The sequence below is a fragment of the Nonomuraea sp. NPDC049152 genome (assembly GCF_040648355.1).
In the GTDB taxonomy this organism is placed as follows: Bacteria; Actinomycetota; Actinomycetes; order Streptosporangiales; family Streptosporangiaceae; genus Nonomuraea.
In genome coordinates this window covers 418024-435153 of the sequence record NZ_JBEZDO010000003.1, presented here as the reverse complement: position 1 = coordinate 435153, position 17130 = coordinate 418024, and the positions used below count along the sequence as shown (strand labels likewise).

The following is a 17130-nucleotide window of genomic DNA, read 5'->3' as shown; positions in this document are numbered from 1 at the left end:
GCCTTCCGAGTGACCCGGTAGAGGGACGCGGTCACGGGGCGGCAGCCGCGCCCGTGACCGCGATCTCGAGCGCCTATTCGCGCAGGGCCGCTATCTCCTCGGGGTCGGCTCCGAGGTTCTCGGCCAGCGGGACCAAGGCCGCGACCTCGGACAGGCGCCCCTGACCACGCAGCATGTCCGCGTAGGAGAACACGGCGCTCAACCAGCCCGCGGTGATACTTGCCATGAAGTACTTCTCCGCGGTCGCCGTGTCACCATTCGACTGGTGGATGAGCGCCAGGTCCTCGTAGGCTGCGTCCGATCCGGCCTCGATCGCCCGCTGGAAGCGATCCGTCGCCTCGTCGGCGCGACCGTACCTTGCGAGGAACGCGGCGTAGTAATAGTCGGCCCCCGCCTCGCCCCTGTCGGCGGCAGCCAGGAAATCGGCCTCCGCCGCCTCCGCTTCGTCTTGATCGGCCAGGAACTGGGCTCGCTTCACCAGCGCATCGGGTATGTCCTCGCTCACGGCACGGTCGAAGTAGGCGCGGGCCGCGGCGAACCGTCCTAGCTGCTCCTCGGCGACGGCCAGGTGAAGCAGTGCCGAGGATCCTGGCGTGATTCCCTGCCGCAGCAGCTCGATGGCGGCTTCGGGGTCGCCGCGGTCCAGCGCGATGCTGCCGAGGTTCCCGTAGGCCAGGTCGTCACCCTCCTCGGCGGCCACCCTGAGCAGCCGCTCGGCCTCGTCCAGACGGTTCTCGTCCTCTGCGAGGAAGACCCCGTAGTCGTTGACCGCCCCGGGCTCGCCTCTGTCGATCGCCTTCTTGTACCAGCTCTCGGCCCGCTCACGGTCACCCACCGCGTCGGCCCAGATGGTCGCGGCCCGCAGCGCGGCCTTGGGAACTCCCTGGCCGGCCGCTCGCTCCATGAGGTGTGCCGCCTCGCTTGGACGCTCGGCGGCGACCAGGACATCGGACAGCCAGCCGTAGGCGGCGTCGTCTCCCTCGTCGACGGCGGAGCGCAGCACCTTCTCCGCCGCCGGGTAGTCGCCGGCCTCGAAGAGCATCTCGCCGTACTTGACGATGGCCCCCGGCACGTGTTCCCGGACTGCCTGTTCGTACAGCTCGCCGGCCTTCTCGTAGAGGTTCATGGCGGCGAGCCTGTTGGCGCGGGCGAGCATGTCACCAGCACTCATTATTTCTTCCTCTTGTTGGGATTCGGCGGAATGTTCCGCCGTCCGCCATGGTTTGCGGCCTCCTCGTGCTTGTTACGCTTAGAACCCGACTGATTACTTTCGTGCGGGTTTCTGCCGCTCTGGTTGAGCTCCCCCTTTTCCTTATCTTTCCTACCCATCTTCGCAACGCCTGGCATGTCATCGAACCGGTCCGGGCCCTTGCCGAGGGCGACGCGGGGTCCCCCCGCACCCGCGAGCATCGGGCTTCCGCCGCCGGGACCGCGGAAGCTCTGCAGGATGCGCTGGAGCGGCTGGGTGACCTTGCGGCTGAGGGCGGGACCCAGCACCTTGCCGGTGCCTTCGGCCCCTTCGCGAAGAACCCGCCCTATCGCGGCGCGGGTGGCGAGCATGGTCGCGGTCGCCGAGCTGACCCCGAGCGGTCCACCGGCGAGCAACGCCATGCCGATCCTGACTCCGGCGTAGGCGGCATTCGCGGCCACCACGACCTTGACGGCCGTCACCACGGTGGCGGTGCCGTCGAGCGCGATCGGGGCGACCCTGGCCGCGTTGGCGGCCTCGCCCAGGTGACCGCTGGCACCCGTGTCCGACCAGTACCCAGCCAGAGCGGTCGCCGAGTCCCCCTTGTAGGTCTCCAGCGTCTGCCGTACCGTCGCGTCGGCTCGGGCTCCTGCGGGCTCCGCTCCCGCGAGCACCGTCCGCCAGGCGTCCGCGTCCTTGCGGATCTCGTCCTCGTCGATGTTCGGCCACGGCACGCCCATGAGCGCGAGGACTCCGTCGACGCTGGCCGGTAGCGTCACACCCATGTTCCGCCATGCAATCTCGCGGCGTTCTGCACGTTGACATCCTCCGCGGCCCGGATGTTCACGACCGTGGCCGCCACGCCCTCACCGGTCGCTGAGATCCCACCGCCAAGATGGGAGAGAGCTTGCACGCCGGTCTGGGTGCATTCCGCGTACGTCGCTCTGATCGTGCCGAACAAGCCGTCGTCGCCCCAGAGGTCCCCGCCGCAACCACGTTCTGTCAACCGCTGGACCGCCGCGATGTAGTCCTCCCCGTGAACCAGCATGCGGGAAGCATTTTCGGTCTGCGCCTCGGTGGCTATCGAAAGTCCGAAACTCATGACTAGCGACCATAGCGTGGATCACCGCGAGATCCGCAAAGATCAGGATTATGTCTAGACTGGCGGCTCTTTCGCATCGTCACTCTGGGAGTACGGATGGATGATCACGAGTATCTTGAGCAGACGCTGGAACAGGCCCAGGCGATCATGCAGAAGCTGGACGCGGCCGAAGGTCGGATCCTCGAGGTCATGGGCATCGGCGTCGGCGCGGACGGGCAGGTGAAAGCCACGTCCAACGGGCGCGGGGGCATCACAGAACTCACTTTCGATCCCCGCGTCCTGCGTCTGGATGTCGTGGAGCTGGGCCGGGAGGTGACCGTCGCCCTCCAATCGGCGCAATTCGATGCCGAGCGCCAGGCACAGGAAATTGTGAGCGAGGTCATGGTCTACGCCGAGGCCATGCCCGAGCCGCCCAACGAGACTTATGTCCGAAACCGGGTCGAGCAGGTGGCTCGAGAACTGTTCTGACGGGAGGCCAGGGTTGTACGGCAACCGCATGGATCCAGGCAACATCCGCGACGAGGACCTTGAGGAGGCGGCCCAGCACGCGGAGAGGATCCGGGAATGGATGGAAGAGGCGCAGAGCGAGCTCGACGAGATCGTCGGCGTGGGTGAGGGCGCGGCAGGCCAGGTTCAGGTGACGGTCTCGGTGCAGGGAAGAGTGCAGGAGGTCGTGTTCGAACCCAGGGCCAAGCGCCTGGACAGCAAGACCCTGGCGGAAGAGGTGCTGGTAGCCGTCGAGCAGGCGCAGCGCGACGCCGGGCGCCAGGCCCACAACCTCATGCGCGACGGGCTCGAGGGCGTCGACCCGGCTGAGGCCCAATCACAGTTCGACCGGTTGCTGGGGCGCTGACCGTTCCAGGACGGGGGTGGCCTCCCGGAGCCGCCCTTGGTGCCGGCCATCGGCATGAGGCGCCAGGAGCCGGCAACCCTGCACAGCGCTGGTCAGGCTGACCCGCTCCTCATCGACGCCGTCGCGCGCGTAACCCGCCGCGCCATACCACCCGGCCCAGAGGGTACGGCCGAAGTGGTACGACCCGCTGAGGAAAGGCGTGGCACCTAGGCTCTGAACCCACGTTTCAGAAGTGGGTTGAGGGTCGGCCTAGATGTCGCGATCGATCAGCGCGCGCCACTGAGAGACGAGATGGGGGTCGACGGGGGTGGTCCACGACGACCGGACCGCGCTGCCCACGTGGAACGCGCGCACCCCGTAGTCGAGCAGCGTGGGGATGTGGCGCAGCTTGAGCCCGCCGCCGGCGAGGATCAGGCCGCCGTCTCCCGCCTCGGCGCGCGCCTTCAGCACCGGGAGCCCCTCAGAGACGCCCGCGGGCGAGCCCGACGTCAGCACGGTCGCCAGGTTGGGCAGCAGCCGCACCGCCCGCCACGAGGCCTGCACGTCGGCCGCGTGGTCCACGGCGCGGTGGAACGTCCACGGCAGCGGTGAGACCGCGTGGATGAGCGCCTCCGTCGCCTCCAGGTCCACGACGCCCTCGGAGGTGAGGAAGCCGAACACGAACCCCGCGGCGCCCGCCTCGGCCAGCCCCTTCACCTCGGAGATCAGCTTGTCGAGCGACTCCGAGGTGAAGTTCGGGTCGGTGCGCAGCATGACCATCTGGGGCAGCGCGCAGTCTCTCGCGATCGCGGCGACCGTCTCCGTCGCAGGGGTGAGGCCGTCGGCCGCCATGTCGGCGACGACCTCGACACGGTCGGCGCCGCCCTCTTCCGCGGCCACGGCGTCGCGCGCGTCGAGCGCGATCACCTCGAGCAAGGATCCGGTCATGAAAGAGAGGTTATCGCCTAATCTGCCCTCCTCTCGGCATGGAGGAGGGCAGTGGTCATATCTGACAATTCATGTCAGGCCTCGACAAGATCCAACGTCCGGAACAGCCCCTCCGCGACACAGGTGCGCAGCTCGGCGGGGCGCTGGAACAGCGCGCCTGAGGCCCGGTGCGGCAGGTCGACCGTGCGGAGGTGACGGAACCCGCGGCGCTGGTAGTACCGCTGGAGCCGCGGGTTGTCCTTCGAGCAGTCGAGCCGCAGCCAGTCGAGGCCCGACGCGGCGACGGCCCCGCCGGCCCAGTCGAGCAGCGCGTCGCCAAGGCCGGTCCCCGCGACGGCGCGCGAGACGGCGAGCTTGTGGACGTAGAGGGCCGAGGCGGGCTCGTCCGCCTTCGTCCAGAACTCGGCGTCGGCGTGACCGTCGAGCGCGATGGTCGCGACGGTCTCACCGAAGCGGCTTTCCAGCAGGTAGAGGACCTGCTCGTCGATCAGCGGCGCGATCCGTTCGGGGCCGAAGCCGCCGCGCGGCCACTGCCGCACACCCTGCAGATGGAGCCACTCGGCGGTGTCGGCGAGGAGGGTGAGGACGCCGGGGAGGTCGTCGGGTACGGCACGCCGAAGGGCCAGGGGAGGAAGGAGGGTGTTCGAGTGCATGATTCTGCCTTTCGTTCCGATGGGTAACGAAGTGAACACGAAGCGTGTTCATTCGATGGCACACGGCTTTCATGGCGATATTTCAGGGAAAAATGCAATTTGGGGGAGTATGCACAACTCCACCGTGCCCAGCGCGGAGGAACGACCCGCGCCGCACGGCCGGGATCACCCCCAAGCGAGCGTGGTCTAGCGGAGACCCAGCTCGTATCGGATCAAGTGCTTGTCGGCCGGAAGCACCGACACGGCCACGCGCACAGGCGTGTCAGCACGGTCGTAGCCGACCCTGATGTAGACGACGACCGGGGTCCCCAGCTCCAGCTGGAGGCGCTCGGCCTCCTCCTGGTTCGGCATCCGCGCCATGATGTCGTCGACCACCCTCACCTGCTTATGGCCGAGCTCTTCGAGCACCCTGTTCGCCCCGCGGGCGATGTCCCCTGGCCTGGCGATCTCCGAGGTCTGCACCAGGGCCAGCGGGAAGTAGGAGTCGTTGGTGTTGTACGGCTGGCCGTCGACGAACCGCAGCCTGCGCCTGACGACCGCCAGGTCGGCGTCGCCCAGCTCCAGACGGCTGGCGATCTCCTCGACCGGGCTCACGATCTGCACCTCGATCGTCTGGCTCGGCTCGCGGCCCTCCTGAGAGACGGCGTACGCGAATGCCTCCCGCACCTCACCGCGCGGCTGCGGAGCGAGCTCTCGCTGCGGATACATCAGCAACGGCCGGCGATCCCGCACGACCGTGCCACGCCGGGGAGCACGCGTGACCAGGCCCTCGTTCACCAGTTCCCCGAGGGCCAATCTGACGGTGTTGCGGCTGACTCCGTATTTGTCCTGAAGGTGGGCCTCTGTAGGCAATTGCGCCCCGGGGCCGAGGTCGCCGGAGTAGATGGCCCTTCGCAGATCCGAAGCCACCTGCTGGTACAGCGACGACCGAGCCACTTTCACCCCTTTTGTTCCAACAATTTAGACGATCTGGTTCTAGCTAGCTACAACCCCTTGACCGGAGCGCCTTGACAGCCGCATCATCCATTCGTTGGTACAAATCCATCGAAAGGTCGGGCAAGGGGGTGACGGCCGGTGTTACCGGTCCGCACGGGTACGCCGTACCTGCCCTGGTACGACCCCCGAGAGGCAACACGTTTACTGCGTTACGCGTTGCATCGCCAGGGGTTCACCCACACCTACCAGAGCAACGGGAACGGCATGTCCGTGTTATCGGTACTGACCGAGTTGACCGTGTGGTGCAAGAACGGCTCGTTCGAGTGGAACGAGGCAGGAGCCACCGTCAACCACCCGATCGACGACCCGGTAGGCGCGGCACTCCGCATCGCCGAGCACTATCGGCACCCAACTTCAGACGGTCACTCCCCCACCGGCTCCGTGTGCGAGCACTCGGCGTAGGACCCCATCCCTCGCCGGGGTCCTGGGTCGACGCGCACGGTACGGAGGCGCGTCCTGGCGGGTCCCCCACGCCCGCCAGGGCGCGCTCTCTTTTGTTCCAGGTCAGGCGGTCCACTCGATCAGCGGCTCGGCGGGGAAGAGCGCCCGCACCCGCTGTCCCTGACCCGGCTCGCCCTGGCCCCTCCAGGTGCCGTACAGCACGCACCCCCGCGCCTCGGCCAGCCGCACCCGCACGATCGTGTAGGGCGCCGGAGCCCGCCAGTGGCCGACGATCCAGCTCTCCACCAGCCCCTCCGGCGCGACGGGAGCCCACGACCACCCCTCGGTACGGCAGGCAGCGCAGAACGCCCTGGCGGGGAACCTGAGCAGCCCGCACGAGGAGCACCGCTGCACCGCGAGCACCCCCTTGGCCACCAGTTCCCACCACTCGGCCGAGTCCCTGTCCACACTCACCCCTTCCGCAGCACCAACGCCGAGGTGGCGGGCAGGATGTGGCCCGGCTGGGCGGTGGACAGCGCCACCTCGGCCCCCTCCACCTGCCGCTCACCCGCGTCGCCGCGCAACTGGGAGACGGCCTCGGCGACGTGGTTGAGGCCGTGCACGTACCCCTCGGACAGGAACCCTCCGTGGGTGTTGACCGGCGGCCCCTCCCCCGAGGCGGCATAGGGGCCGCCCTCACCCTTGGCGCAGAAGCCGTAGTCCTCCAGCTGGACGATCACGGAGTAGGTGAAGCAGTCGTACAGCTCGGCGACGTCGATGTCGCCGGGTCCTACGCCTGCCATGGCGTACAGGCGGGGGGAGAGAGCGGCGGCGGCGGTGACGGTCGGCTCGCCGGGCGACAGGAAGGAGTCGCCGCCTCCCCATGCGGCGCCGGAGATCAGCACGGGCGGCCTGCGCAGGTCGCGGGCGCGCTCGGCGGTGGTGACCACCACCGCGCACGCGCCGTCGGTCTCCAGGCAACAGTCGAGCAGGCGCAGCGGCTCGGCGATCGGGCGGCTGCCGAGGTAGTCGTCGAGGGTGATGGGCGTGCGCATCAGTGCTCGGGGATTGGCCACGGCGTGGGCCCGCTGCCTGACGGCCACCTGCCCGAAGTGCTCGGGCCTGGTGCCGTACTTCAGCATGTGGGCGCGGGCGTACATCGCGAACTGCTGCACAGGGGCGCCGTAGCCGTACGGGGCGAGGTACTGCGTCTCGGGGCTCGGGTTCGGCGCCGTCCCCATGCGGAACTCGGACCTCGCGTTGATCGCGCGATAGCAGACCACCGTCTCCGCGACGCCCGCCGCCACCGCGAGTGCCGCCTGGCCGACGACCGCGTGGGAGACGCTGCCGCCGCCGAAGTGGTCGAGGTGCCAGGTGGGCGCGGTCATCCCGAGCGCCGGGCCGACCACGGAGGGCGCGGCCGAGTCGCCCACCCTGTGGGTGGCCAGGCCGTCCACGTCGTCGGCGGTGAGCCCCGCGTCCTCCAGCGCGGCCAGCACGGCCCTGCAGGCCAGGGTCAGCGTGCTGACGCCCGAGTCCTTGGTGAACGGCGTGTAGCCGACTCCCGCGATCGCGGTGGCGTCCCTGAAATCAAGCAAGCGCTTGGCCACGTGATTGACGCTATGCCGCGCACGAAACGACTGTCAACGCGTTGACAGGCTTTCGGGGAGACGCCTACCGTCCAAGCAAGCGCTTGGTAAGATACAGTGGTCGACGAGGAGGCGCCCATGAGCACACACGCTGCCCGGCTGATCACGCCGGACGGCTGTGACGGCAGGCCGCATGTCGCGCCGTTCCAGCACGGAGTCCCCAACGGAAGCGCCTCCGCGGGGGCGCCCCACGGAGCCGCCAAGCACTTCAGGTCGGTGCTGAGCAGGTTCGCCACCGGGGTCGTCGCCATCACCGCCCTGGACCCAGACAGCGGGCAGCCGAGCGGCCTCGCGGCCAACTCCTTCACCTCCGTCTCGCTCGACCCGCCGCTGGTCGCCTTCTGCGTCGCGCACACCAGCACCAGCTGGCCCAGGCTCCGCACGGCCAGGACGCTCACCGTCAACGTGCTCGCCGAGCACCAGCAGCCGGTGTGCGCGCAGCTCGCGGCCAAGGGCGGCGACAAGTTCGCCGGCCTTGCCTGGACCCGCTCCCCCGGCGGCAACCCCTTACTCGAAGGCGCGCTGGCCTGGCTGGAGTGCTCCATCGAGGCCGAGCACCCCGCGGGCGACCACCTGATCGTCGTGGCCAGGGTCCACCAGCTCGACACCCACGCCGACGGAGGCCCGCTGCTGTTCTTCCGCGGCGGCTACGGGCGATTCACCCCATGACGCTCAGACAGGAAGCCAGGGACTGGCTGGAGTCGGCGCTGTCGGGCGAGTTCGCGCACGCCCGGGGGCTCGGCGGCCCAGGCCGCGAGCACGAGGGCCACGACGTACGGCACGCGTGGGAACGCCACCTCGGCAGGGCGGGCTGGACATGCCTGGCCTGGCCCAAGGAGTACGGCGGGCGGGAAGCCTCCCTCGAGGACCAGATCGCCTTCCACGAGGAGTACGCCAGGGCCGACGCCCCCGCCAGAGTCGGCCACATCGGCGAGGGGCTCATCGGTCCCACGATCCTCGACTTCGGGTCGCGGGAGCAGAAGGAGCGCTTCCTGCCCCCGATCCAGCGCGGCGACGAGCTGTGGTGCCAGGGCTACTCCGAACCAGAGGCGGGCTCCGACCTGGCCAACGTCCAGACCAGAGCGGTGCTCGACGGCGGCGAGTGGGTCGTCACCGGGCAGAAGATCTGGACGTCGCTCGCGCACGTGGCCGACTGGTGCTTCGTGCTGTGCCGTACCGAGGAGGGCTCCACGCGGCACCACGGGCTGTCCTACCTGCTGGTCCCGATGCGGCGGGACGGCGTCGAGGTGCGCCCGATCAGGCAGCTCACCGGCACCGCCGAGTTCAACGAGGTCTTCTTCGACGGCGCCAGGACCGCGAAGGAGAACATCCTGGGCGCGCCCGGCGAGGGCTGGCGGGTGGCGATGGCGACGCTCGGCTACGAGCGCGGCGCCTCCACGCTCGGCCAGCAGATCGGCTTCCAGCGCGAGCTGGCCAAGGTCATCGAGGCGGCGCGGCGGACCGGCGCGCTCGACGATCCCCTGATCAGGGACGAGCTCGCCCGGTCATGGCTGGAACTGCGGATCATGCGCTTCAACGCGCTGCGCCCCGACGCCGAGCCGTCGATCGCCAAGCTCTACTGGTCGCAGTGGCACCAGCGCCTGGGCGAGCTGGCCCAGGCGGTGCTGGGCAAGGAGGGCCTGGTAGGCAAGCTCGGCGACCTGCAGCGGCTCTACCTGTTCAGCCGCGCCGACACCATCTACGCCGGGTCGAGCGAGATCCAGCGCACCATCATCGCCCAACGCACCATGGGACTGCCCACGTGAAGTCACACGGCCTGCTCGAAGGAAAGATCACACTGGTCACCGCCGCGGCGGGGACCGGTATCGGCTACGCCACCGCCAGGCGCTGCGCGGAGGAGGGCGCGGTCGTCGTCATCTCCGACCGGCACGAGCGGCGGCTGCGGGAGGCGGCCGAGGCGCTGGCCGAGCTGGCAGGGGTCGAGCCGCTGGCCGTACCGTGTGACGTCACCTCCGAGGCGCAGGTGCGCGCGCTGTTCGAGGCGACGGTGGACGCGTACGGGCGGCTCGACGTGCTCGTCAACAACGCGGGTCTCGGCGGCACCGCCGAGCTGGCCGCGATGACCGACGAGCAGTGGCACGCGGTGCTGGATGTGACGTTGACGGGCACGATGCGCTGCACGCGCGCGGCGCTGCGGCACATGATCCCGCGGGGCGCGGGCGTGGTCGTCAACAACGCCTCGGTGGTGGGCTGGAGGGCGCAGCGCGGCCAGTCGCACTACGCCGCGGCCAAGGCCGGGGTCATGGCGCTCACCAGGTGCGCGGCCGTGGAGGCCGCCGAGCACGGGATCAGGATCAACGCGGTCGCGCCCTCGCTGGCCATGCACCCGTTCCTGACCAAGGTCACCACGTCGGAGGTGCTGGCCGAGCTGGTGGACAGGGAGGCGTTCGGCAGGGCGGCCGAGCCGTGGGAGGTGGCCAACGTGATCGTCTTCCTGTCCAGCGACTACTCCGGCTACATGACGGGAGAGGTCGTCTCGGTTTCGAGCCAGCGCGCCTGATATCATGCCGCGCATGTTATGTTGGGCTCATGAATATGACAGAGCCCATGTTCTTGGCTCTGACGGCACTCCTGGACGAGCCCCGTCACGGCTACGGGATCGTGCAGGAAGTGGAACGGCTGTCCGAAGGCAAGGTGCAGCTCAAGATCGGCACCCTGTACGGCGTGCTCGACAGGCTTGCCGCCGACGGCCTCGTCGAGCTCGACCATGAGGAGGTGCAGTCGGGGCGGCTGCGCCGCTACTACCGCCTCACCGACGCCGGCGAGGGCGCGCTCCAGACGGAGGTCGCCAGGCTGACCGGCACCCTCCGGACCGCCACCGAGCGGCTCAGCGCCCGGCAGCGCATCTTCACCACCCGACCCTCGATCGCCGGAGGTTCCGCATGACCCTGCTGGAGCAGCGCTACCGCTTCGTGCTCAGGATGCTGCCCGCGTCCTACAGGGCCGAGCGCGAGGAGGAGATGGTCGACGCCTTCCTCGACGGGGCCGGGCAGGTTCGCGACGAGGACAACGCGCGGCCCAGCTGGGGAGAGGTCGCCTCCGTCGCCGCACTGGCGGTCAGGGCCAGGGTCAGCGGCCTCGGCGAGGCGCCCCGCGGCCGCGCCGTGGGCGACGCGCTCAGGCTGGCCGCCCTGCTCGGCCTGGGTTTCTACGCCGTGATGGGCTGCGTCGGCATCGCGCTCTCGCTGCGCTCGCTCGGGCTCCTGGGCTCCTTGTCCGAGGAATGGCTGATCACCAGCCTCGACGGGCGGATCTGGGAGGTCGTGTCCATCGCGGCCGGCCTCGTGTCCATCGCCGCCTTCTCCACGCTGGCGCTGGGCAAGGTACGGACGGCCAAGGCGCTCGCCGTGGCGGGACTGGTGTACGCGCTGGTCAGGTTCGGGATAGACGTGTTCACCTGGCCGGGACCGATCGTCGACCTCGTGCCCTCCATGCTGGCCACGGCGGTGCCCGTCCTCGCGTTGCTGGCCGCCTACCACCGGGACGCACCGGTGCGGCGCTCGTCGCCGCTGGCCGCCCTTCCCCTGGGCCTGGCCGCGGCGTACCTTGCGATCATCGTGTTGGGCAGCCGGCTGCCCACAGCCTCTCCCGACGATATCGACATGATCTGGGCCATCGGCTGGCTGTCCCCGGAGGGCCTGGCCACGGCGGCGGTCGTGTTGGCCGGCCTCGTATGCCTGGTGCGCAGGACGTCGCCCGCCTCGCGGCTGGCGCTGGCCATCGTCGCGGTGCCGTTGATGGCGCTGCGGGCGCCGGTGTATCTGATCGGCGCGTCGGGAGTCACGTCGCCGCTGCTCGTCACCATGATCGTCCAATGCGTCGCGTTGCTGGCGCTCTGCGTCACGCTCGCGACCGTGAGCTTCAGGGCGCTGCCCCGTCCGGCCTAGCCTGGAGGGGCGCGCGGGCCTACTGTGAGCTATGGCGACACAGAGCCGCGCGTCGCACCTCCTCGAGGTGCTGACCACCGAGTTCGGCCCCTCCATCGAGCGTGACCCCGCCGCGTTCCTGCGCAAGTTCAGGAAGATGGCGGGATCGGCCTTCGCGTTCTACCGCGGCAGCGCGGCCGTCTTCTACGCCGACCTGACCGGTGACTTCGCCGACGACTCCTACCTCGACGGGCCGACGGGCCGGGTGTGGATCCATGGCGACCTGCACGCGGAGAACTTCGGCACCTACATGAACGCCTCTGGCGTCCTCGTCTTCAACGTCAACGACTTCGACGAGGCCTACGTCGGGCCCTACACCTGGGACCTGAAGCGCTTCGCGGCCAGCGTCGCCCTCATCGGGTACGGCAAAGCCATGTCGGACGAGGCGATCTCCCGCCTGGTGAGCGACTTCGGCGCCGCCTACCTGGGCGAGCTGACCGCCATCGCCAAGGGCGGCGACGACGCGATCGGCTCGCTGACGCTGTCCACCACCTCGGGCGTGCTCCACAGGGTGCTGCAGACGGCCAGGTTGAGGACTCGCGTGGCCATGCTCGACGTGGAGACCCTGATCGACGACTACGACCGGCGGTTCGCGCTCATGGAGGGGCGCGAGCCCGTCTCGGAGCAGACGCGGGCGACGGTGCTGGAGGCCTTCACGCAGTACCTCGCCACGCTGCCGAGCCACATGGACCCGGTCGAGCACGTCATCAAGGACGTGGCGCTGCGCAAGGGCGTGGGCATCGGCTCGGCCGGGCTGCCCTCCTACAACCTGCTGCTGGAGGGCCGGTCGCAGGCGCTGGAGAACGACGTCATCCTCTACATGAAGCAGGCCCAGGTGCCCGCCGTGGCCAGGCACATCCACGACGACAAGGTCTCCGCCTACTTCAGGCACCAAGGTCACAGGACGGCCGAGTCGCAGCGCGCGTTGCAGGCCTATGCCGACCCGTGGCTCGGCTACACCACGCTCGGCGGGATCGGGCAGCTGGTGGCCGAGGTCTCGCCGTACTCCGCGGACCTGGACTGGGACGACGTGAACGAGCCGGGCGAGCTGCGCTCGATCATGCGCGACCTCGGGCGGGCGGTGGCGCGGATGCACTCGGTCGCCGACGACGAGTCCGCGCACGACCTGGTCGACTTCTCCACCGAGGAGGCGATCGTGGCGGTCATCGACGGCGACGCGGAGGGCTTCATCAGGATGCTGGTGGACTTCGCCCACGCGTACGGCGCGCAGGCCCGCCAGGACCACCAGACCTTCGTCGACCTGTTCAGGAACGGCAGGATCCCAGGCCTCTAGAACAGAGCTGTACCTCTATTAGAACAGAGCTGTACCTCTATGGAAACCGACTGGTCGGTATGGCATGCTCCCAGAGCATGACTCTGTTCTCGGTGGAAGGCAAGAAGGTCGTCGTCACCGGCGGCTCCAGGGGAATCGGGTGGATGATCGCGGCGGGGTTCGTCGAGGCCGGCGCCAAGGTCTACATCTCCGCGCGCAAGACGGCCGAGGTGGAGAAGGCCGCCGCCAAGCTGGGCTGCGTCGCGGTGGCCGCCGACCTGTCGACGCCCGAGGGCGTCGCCACGCTGGCCGAGGCCGTCGAGGGGCCGCTGCACGTGCTGGTCAACAACGCGGGCGCGACCTGGGGCGCCCCACTCGAGGAGTATCCCGAGCACGCCTTCGACAAGCTGTGGGGCATCAACGTGAAGGGCGTCTTCTACCTGACGCAGCGCTTCCTCCCCCACCTGCGGGCCGCCGCCGGCGCCGACGACCCCGCCCGGGTGATCAACATCGGCTCCATCGACGGCATCAGGGTGCCCGAGATGGAGAACTACGCCTACTCCGCGGCGAAGGCGGGGGTCCACATGTTGACCAGGCACCTGGCCAGACAGCTGGCGCCCGAGCACATCACGGTCAACGCGATCGCACCCGGTCCTTTCGACTCGAAGATGATGTCCTTCGCGCTGGACGACCCCGCCACCCGCGAGCTGATCGCCGCCGGCGTGCCGCTGGGCAGGATCGGCCGCCCCGACGACATGGCCGGGGCGGCGATCTTCCTGTCCTCGCGGGCCGGCGCCTACCTGACCGGCGCGGTGATCCCGGTGGACGGCGGGATCAGCGCCTGACCTAGAGGCGGGCGAACCAGTCGAGAGGGAAGGGCGGCTGGGCGAGCGGGGCGACGGCCAGGCGCATCAGCGTGAGCGGATTGTCGTCACCCGCGATGCGGTTGGCGTCCAGCTCGCCGCAGAAGGTGCAGCGGTGGATGATCTGCCATTCGCCGCCCTGCCGCACGTGGATGGCGATGGGCGCCATCCCCGCCGCGCAGTCGGCGGCGCGGTCGCCTGGGGTCCTGTCGACGTGACGGGACCACAGGCAGGTCGGGCAGTGGTTGCGGTGGCGGGTGCCGGGCGCGTCCATGGGGACGTCGAGGCGGCAGTTGACGCAGCGGAACGAACTCTTACGAGGCAACGGATCAGCACTTTCGAGGCGTTGAGGACGGGACACCTGTGCCGTCGTCAACGCCGGGCGGAATCAGCCCCGCCGGCGACTCCGGCGAAGGGGTGAGTCCGCTCGAGGGCGCGCGACGGCGACCTCGGTGCCCGCGGGCATCAACATTCCCCCCTCGCATCCGCTCGTGTTCGTGTTCGTCGTCGGCAGTCAACCAACCCGCCGCCGCAGATCGCAACGGGTTTTCCGGGCGTCAGAGCAGCTCGATGAGCGCCCTCGCGAGGTTGCCCGCCGCCCCTTCCGCGTAGGACAGGAACAGGTAGGGCTCGGTGAGCTCCAGCTCCATCAGCGCGGGGCTGCCGTCGGCGAGCCTGATCAGGTCGACCCTGGCGTAGAGCAGTTCGCCCTGCACCGCAGCGAGCACCTTCTCGGCCAGCTCGACCTGGTCGTCGGCCGGCGTGCGCGACTCGGCGCGAGAGTTGTCGGCGAGGCTCTGCCCGCTGGCGAGCATCGCGTTGCGCCGGACGGCGTGGCTGAAGGTCCTGTTGAAGTAGAGCAGCGACGTCTCACCCTCGGCCTCGACCATGTCGAGGTACGGCTGGACCATCGGCGCGCGCCCCGAGGCCTCCAGCGCCTCCGCGTGCGCCTGCGCCGCCGCCCTGTCGGCGGTCCTGATCGTGTCGCGAGCCCCGGCCGAGACCGTCGGCTTGACGACGTACTCGCTCCACTGCGGCATGCCGTCCGCCGACCAGTGCGTCGGCACCGTCGGCACGCCGAGCTCACGCAGGTAGGTCTTGTCGGTGTTCGTCTCCAGGACCGAGGCGGGGTTGAGCAGCCTGGTCACGCTCGCCGTCGCCCTGGCCCACGCCACGAATTCTTCGCGCCTGCCCACGTAGTCCCACACCGAGCGCACGACGGCCGCGTCGAACGTGCTCCAGTCGACGTCGGGATCGTCCCAGCGCACGGCCTTGCCCTCGATGCCCTCCGCACGCCACGCCGCGATGACGAGGTCACGCTCGTCGTCAACGGAGTCGCCATTACCAAATGTCACATATGCAGCGTTAGTCACCAGGTGGATGGTACGCGGCAGGAAACGGTGCGAGCCGGGCAGGCTCGCTCAAGGCTCGGCGTCCTCCGGTTCTCCGCCTGACCGTCTTCGCCGGTCTGCTCATCCGATCGAATTCTCGGCGACACCCGGATGGCCATGCGGCAAACCCTCTTCAGAGCCAGGATCCCAGGCTGTTAGCGTCCGGCCATGTCCGAACCCACGGCAGCAGCAGACCTCACCTCGGCGGTGGATCGGATTCCCGGATGGTTCTGGCCGACCGATCGGCGCCTGTTCGACTGGATCCTGTCGGCGGGTGACCAGGGCGACCTCCTCGAGCTCGGGACCTACCTCGGCAAGAGCGCGGTCCTGATCGGCGGACATCTGCGCCCGGGGGAGATCTTCACCGTCTGTGACCTGTTCGAGTCGGACGCGCCCGACGCCGACAACGACGCCGAGACCAGCAAGTCGTATTCCACGCTCACCCGGCGGAAGTTCGAGGACAACTACCTCGGCGTCCACGCCGACCTGCCGCGGATCGTGCACGGGCCGACGTCGGAGATCCTCGACCACGTCAAGGCGGACTCCTGCAGGTTCGTTCACGTCGACGCGTCACACCTGTACGCGCACGTCAAGCAGGACGTGCTGGCGGCGCGGACGGTCCTGCGCGAGGACGGGATCGTCGCATTCGACGACTACCGCAGCGAGCACACGCCGGGCGTCGCCCTGGCGGTCTGGGAGGCGGTCTCCAGGCTGGGCCTGGAGCCGATCTGCGTCAGCACGCAGAAGCTCTACGCCACGTGGGGCGATCCCGCGCCCATCCGGACGCGCATGCTCGAATGGCTCGGCTCCGCTCCCGACCTCTGGCACACCATCGACGCGCTCGGCGACCGGCAACTCCTCCGCGTCAACCAGCGAAAGAAGCCGAAGCCCGCGGCCGGCGGCGGCGACCTCGCCGAGCTGGGACGGCTCAGCGCCGAACTCCGGCGCACCTCGGCGGAGCTGAAGAAGACCACGAGCGACTCCAGGGCAGCCGTGCAGGCGCTGCGGAAGGCCACCGGCGAGATCAGCCTGGCCGGCCCCGTCGTCCAGCGCGCCGTTCGATGGACCCGCAGTCGGATCACCCGGCACAGGTCGGCAGGCTGAAGCCTCCTCGCCACCTGGTTATCGGGAGGTCTCATCAGATGCGAGCCACTTCCAGGCAGGGGTCTCGCCGCCTCCGTGCACGAGGACCTGCGCGCCCGTGACGTAGCGGGAGCCCGCCAGCCACAGGCAGACCTCACCGACGTCGTCAGGCTCGGCCATCCGTCCAGCGGGGATGGTCGCGTTGATCAGGTCGATCCTGTCGTTGTAGTGCTCGGCGGTGTTCTCGGTCCGCGCCAGTCCGACCACGACCGTGTTGACCCTGACCTCGGGGGCCCACTCGGCGGCCAGGCACGCGGCGAGGTGGTGCAGGCCCGCCTTGGCCGCGCCGTACGCGGAGGTGCCGGGCGAGGGACGGGTGCCGCTGGTGCTGCCGATCATGATGACCGCGCCGCCCGTGGCGGCGAGCAGCGGGTGGGCGCGCTGGGCGACCAGGAGCGGCGCGGTCAGGTTGAGCTCGATGACGCGGGCGTGCAGGCGGGGCGAGGTGCCCGCGACCATCGCGTACGGCGCGCCGCCCGCGTTGTTGACCACCACGTCGAGCCGGTCGAGCCCGCCGAACAGCCGCTCCAGGTCGCCGGGCTCGCGCACGTCCGCCTGGACGAACCGAGCGCCCTGATCGACGGCGGCCGGGTCCTTGGGCGGGGTCCTGGCGCAGACGATCACCTCGGCTCCCGCGGCCGTGAAGGCGCGGACGATCCCCAGCCCCAGACCCTTGGTTCCGCCGGTCACCAGGACCACCTTGCCGGTGTAGTCGTAGGAGATCACGGATGCTACGGTACCAAGCAAGCGTTAGGTAGCGACA

22 protein-coding genes are annotated in these 17130 nt (G+C 69.5%); 11 read left to right on the top strand and 11 right to left on the bottom strand.

All coding sequences use genetic code 11. The annotated features are described in order from the left end of the window. Positions 1–73: 73 nt before the first annotated feature. From AB0B45_RS08550 to AB0B45_RS08540, 3 genes are read right to left on the bottom strand one after another with little or no spacing between them, the layout of a single operon-like run. Positions 74–1171 carry a tetratricopeptide repeat protein gene (locus AB0B45_RS08550; protein WP_358127384.1) on the bottom strand — a complete coding sequence of 366 codons (1098 nt, stop codon included), beginning with the start codon at positions 1169–1171 and terminating at the stop codon, positions 74–76. Further along, complete coding sequence (locus tag AB0B45_RS08545) at positions 1171–1974, bottom strand: hypothetical protein (protein WP_358127381.1); 804 nt, start codon at positions 1972–1974, stop codon at positions 1171–1173. Before AB0B45_RS08545 ends, AB0B45_RS08550 begins: the two co-directional genes overlap by 1 nt. Then, on the bottom strand, positions 1965–2291 hold the full coding sequence (locus AB0B45_RS08540; RefSeq protein ID WP_358127378.1) for a hypothetical protein: 327 nt from the start codon (positions 2289–2291) through the stop codon (positions 1965–1967). Before AB0B45_RS08540 ends, AB0B45_RS08545 begins: the two co-directional genes overlap by 10 nt. Before the next feature lie 96 nt (positions 2292–2387). Between AB0B45_RS08540 and AB0B45_RS08535 the strand changes: the two genes are divergently transcribed. Then, positions 2388–2759, top strand: coding sequence for a YbaB/EbfC family nucleoid-associated protein (locus AB0B45_RS08535; RefSeq protein WP_358127375.1), 372 nt, complete (start codon positions 2388–2390; stop codon positions 2757–2759). Positions 2760–2787: 28 nt separating this feature from the next. Next, on the top strand, positions 2788–3144 hold the full coding sequence (locus AB0B45_RS08530; protein WP_358127373.1) for a YbaB/EbfC family nucleoid-associated protein: 357 nt from the start codon (positions 2788–2790) through the stop codon (positions 3142–3144). A 249-nt stretch (positions 3145–3393) separates the two neighbouring features. Here the strand turns inward: AB0B45_RS08530 and AB0B45_RS08525 are convergent, their stop codons facing one another. The 3 genes from AB0B45_RS08525 to AB0B45_RS08515 all read right to left on the bottom strand — a co-directional run bounded on the left by AB0B45_RS08525 (position 3394) and on the right by AB0B45_RS08515 (position 5660). Beyond that, entirely contained in the window at positions 3394–4071 is a 678-nt protein-coding gene (locus tag AB0B45_RS08525; RefSeq protein WP_358127370.1) for a copper homeostasis protein CutC, read from the bottom strand. Positions 4072–4145: 74 nt separating this feature from the next. Next, positions 4146–4724, bottom strand: a complete 579-nt coding sequence (locus AB0B45_RS08520) for a GNAT family N-acetyltransferase (protein ID WP_358127367.1) — start codon at positions 4722–4724, stop codon at positions 4146–4148. 186 nt (positions 4725–4910) lie between these two features. After that, a complete protein-coding gene (locus AB0B45_RS08515) occupies positions 4911–5660 on the bottom strand; it encodes a GntR family transcriptional regulator (protein ID WP_358127365.1) in 750 nt (249 codons plus the stop codon). A 264-nt stretch (positions 5661–5924) separates the two neighbouring features. On the opposite strand from AB0B45_RS08515, the gene AB0B45_RS08510 reads away from it, so the two are divergent. Next, positions 5925–6122 (top strand): hypothetical protein, encoded by a 198-nt coding sequence (locus AB0B45_RS08510; RefSeq protein ID WP_358127363.1) that lies wholly within the window; start codon positions 5925–5927, stop codon positions 6120–6122. A gap of 102 nt (positions 6123–6224) precedes the next feature. Here the strand turns inward: AB0B45_RS08510 and AB0B45_RS08505 are convergent, their stop codons facing one another. Both AB0B45_RS08505 and AB0B45_RS08500 read right to left on the bottom strand, forming a co-directional pair. Next, positions 6225–6569, bottom strand: a complete 345-nt coding sequence (locus tag AB0B45_RS08505) for a zinc ribbon domain-containing protein (protein ID WP_358127360.1) — start codon at positions 6567–6569, stop codon at positions 6225–6227. Positions 6570–6571: 2 nt separating this feature from the next. After that, positions 6572–7711, bottom strand: a complete 1140-nt coding sequence (locus AB0B45_RS08500; RefSeq protein WP_358127357.1) for an acetyl-CoA acetyltransferase — start codon at positions 7709–7711, stop codon at positions 6572–6574. 117 nt (positions 7712–7828) lie between these two features. Here AB0B45_RS08500 and AB0B45_RS08495 point away from each other — a divergent pair, with 117 nt between their 5' ends. The 7 genes from AB0B45_RS08495 to AB0B45_RS08465 all read left to right on the top strand — a co-directional run bounded on the left by AB0B45_RS08495 (position 7829) and on the right by AB0B45_RS08465 (position 13815). Further along, complete coding sequence (locus tag AB0B45_RS08495) at positions 7829–8419, top strand: flavin reductase family protein (protein ID WP_358127353.1); 591 nt, start codon at positions 7829–7831, stop codon at positions 8417–8419. Next, on the top strand, positions 8416–9516 hold the full coding sequence (locus AB0B45_RS08490; RefSeq protein WP_358127351.1) for an acyl-CoA dehydrogenase family protein: 1101 nt from the start codon (positions 8416–8418) through the stop codon (positions 9514–9516). The genes AB0B45_RS08495 and AB0B45_RS08490 overlap by 4 nt, the downstream gene beginning before the upstream one ends. Next, positions 9513–10271 carry an SDR family oxidoreductase gene (locus AB0B45_RS08485; protein ID WP_358127349.1) on the top strand — a complete coding sequence of 253 codons (759 nt, stop codon included), beginning with the start codon at positions 9513–9515 and terminating at the stop codon, positions 10269–10271. Before AB0B45_RS08490 ends, AB0B45_RS08485 begins: the two co-directional genes overlap by 4 nt. 47 nt (positions 10272–10318) lie before the next feature. Then, the gene (locus tag AB0B45_RS08480) at positions 10319–10657 is read left to right on the top strand and encodes a PadR family transcriptional regulator (protein ID WP_358127347.1); all 339 of its coding nucleotides are present in this window, start codon (positions 10319–10321) and stop codon (positions 10655–10657) included. Continuing rightward, a complete protein-coding gene (locus tag AB0B45_RS08475; RefSeq protein WP_358127344.1) occupies positions 10654–11658 on the top strand; it encodes a hypothetical protein in 1005 nt (334 codons plus the stop codon). The genes AB0B45_RS08480 and AB0B45_RS08475 overlap by 4 nt, the downstream gene beginning before the upstream one ends. 31 nt (positions 11659–11689) lie before the next feature. Beyond that, the gene (locus AB0B45_RS08470) at positions 11690–12991 is read left to right on the top strand and encodes a DUF2252 domain-containing protein (RefSeq protein ID WP_358127341.1); all 1302 of its coding nucleotides are present in this window, start codon (positions 11690–11692) and stop codon (positions 12989–12991) included. Positions 12992–13068: 77 nt separating this feature from the next. Beyond that, entirely contained in the window at positions 13069–13815 is a 747-nt protein-coding gene (locus tag AB0B45_RS08465; protein ID WP_358127338.1) for an SDR family oxidoreductase, read from the top strand. Between the two features lies 1 nt (position 13816). Here the strand turns inward: AB0B45_RS08465 and AB0B45_RS08460 are convergent, their stop codons facing one another. Together AB0B45_RS08460 and AB0B45_RS08455 are read right to left on the bottom strand one after the other, a co-directional pair. Next, positions 13817–14158, bottom strand: a complete 342-nt coding sequence (locus AB0B45_RS08460; protein ID WP_354906770.1) for an RNHCP domain-containing protein — start codon at positions 14156–14158, stop codon at positions 13817–13819. A 232-nt stretch (positions 14159–14390) separates the two neighbouring features. Beyond that, a complete protein-coding gene (locus AB0B45_RS08455) occupies positions 14391–15206 on the bottom strand; it encodes a hypothetical protein (RefSeq protein WP_358127334.1) in 816 nt (271 codons plus the stop codon). A 186-nt stretch (positions 15207–15392) separates the two neighbouring features. Between AB0B45_RS08455 and AB0B45_RS08450 the strand changes: the two genes are divergently transcribed. Next, positions 15393–16328, top strand: coding sequence for a class I SAM-dependent methyltransferase (locus AB0B45_RS08450; protein ID WP_358127330.1), 936 nt, complete (start codon positions 15393–15395; stop codon positions 16326–16328). Between the two features lie 18 nt (positions 16329–16346). On the opposite strand, the gene AB0B45_RS08445 is transcribed toward AB0B45_RS08450, so the two are convergent. Further along, the gene (locus AB0B45_RS08445; RefSeq protein ID WP_358127327.1) at positions 16347–17093 is read right to left on the bottom strand and encodes an SDR family oxidoreductase; all 747 of its coding nucleotides are present in this window, start codon (positions 17091–17093) and stop codon (positions 16347–16349) included. Between the last annotated feature and the right edge of the window lie 37 nt (positions 17094–17130).

Excerpts from the sequence above, each read along its gene's own strand:
- AB0B45_RS08480 (WP_358127347.1), top strand. The coding sequence starts at position 10,319 with ATGTTCTTGGCTCTGACGGCACTCCTGGACGAGCCCCGTCACGGCTAC.
- AB0B45_RS08520 (WP_358127367.1), bottom strand. The coding sequence starts at position 4,724 with ATGCACTCGAACACCCTCCTTCCTCCCCTGGCCCTTCGGCGTGCCGTA.
- AB0B45_RS08550 (WP_358127384.1), bottom strand. The coding sequence starts at position 1,171 with ATGAGTGCTGGTGACATGCTCGCCCGCGCCAACAGGCTCGCCGCCATG.
- AB0B45_RS08495 (WP_358127353.1), top strand. The coding sequence starts at position 7,829 with ATGAGCACACACGCTGCCCGGCTGATCACGCCGGACGGCTGTGACGGC.
- AB0B45_RS08530 (WP_358127373.1), top strand. The coding sequence starts at position 2,788 with ATGGATCCAGGCAACATCCGCGACGAGGACCTTGAGGAGGCGGCCCAG.
- AB0B45_RS08450 (WP_358127330.1), top strand. The coding sequence starts at position 15,393 with ATGTCCGAACCCACGGCAGCAGCAGACCTCACCTCGGCGGTGGATCGG.
- AB0B45_RS08535 (WP_358127375.1), top strand. The coding sequence starts at position 2,388 with ATGGATGATCACGAGTATCTTGAGCAGACGCTGGAACAGGCCCAGGCG.
- AB0B45_RS08475 (WP_358127344.1), top strand. The coding sequence starts at position 10,654 with ATGACCCTGCTGGAGCAGCGCTACCGCTTCGTGCTCAGGATGCTGCCC.
- AB0B45_RS08525 (WP_358127370.1), bottom strand. The coding sequence starts at position 4,071 with ATGACCGGATCCTTGCTCGAGGTGATCGCGCTCGACGCGCGCGACGCC.
- AB0B45_RS08540 (WP_358127378.1), bottom strand. The coding sequence starts at position 2,291 with ATGAGTTTCGGACTTTCGATAGCCACCGAGGCGCAGACCGAAAATGCT.
- AB0B45_RS08470 (WP_358127341.1), top strand. The coding sequence starts at position 11,690 with ATGGCGACACAGAGCCGCGCGTCGCACCTCCTCGAGGTGCTGACCACC.
- AB0B45_RS08465 (WP_358127338.1), top strand. The coding sequence starts at position 13,069 with ATGACTCTGTTCTCGGTGGAAGGCAAGAAGGTCGTCGTCACCGGCGGC.
- AB0B45_RS08510 (WP_358127363.1), top strand. The coding sequence starts at position 5,925 with ATGTCCGTGTTATCGGTACTGACCGAGTTGACCGTGTGGTGCAAGAAC.
- AB0B45_RS08545 (WP_358127381.1), bottom strand. The coding sequence starts at position 1,974 with ATGGGTGTGACGCTACCGGCCAGCGTCGACGGAGTCCTCGCGCTCATG.
- AB0B45_RS08490 (WP_358127351.1), top strand. The coding sequence starts at position 8,416 with ATGACGCTCAGACAGGAAGCCAGGGACTGGCTGGAGTCGGCGCTGTCG.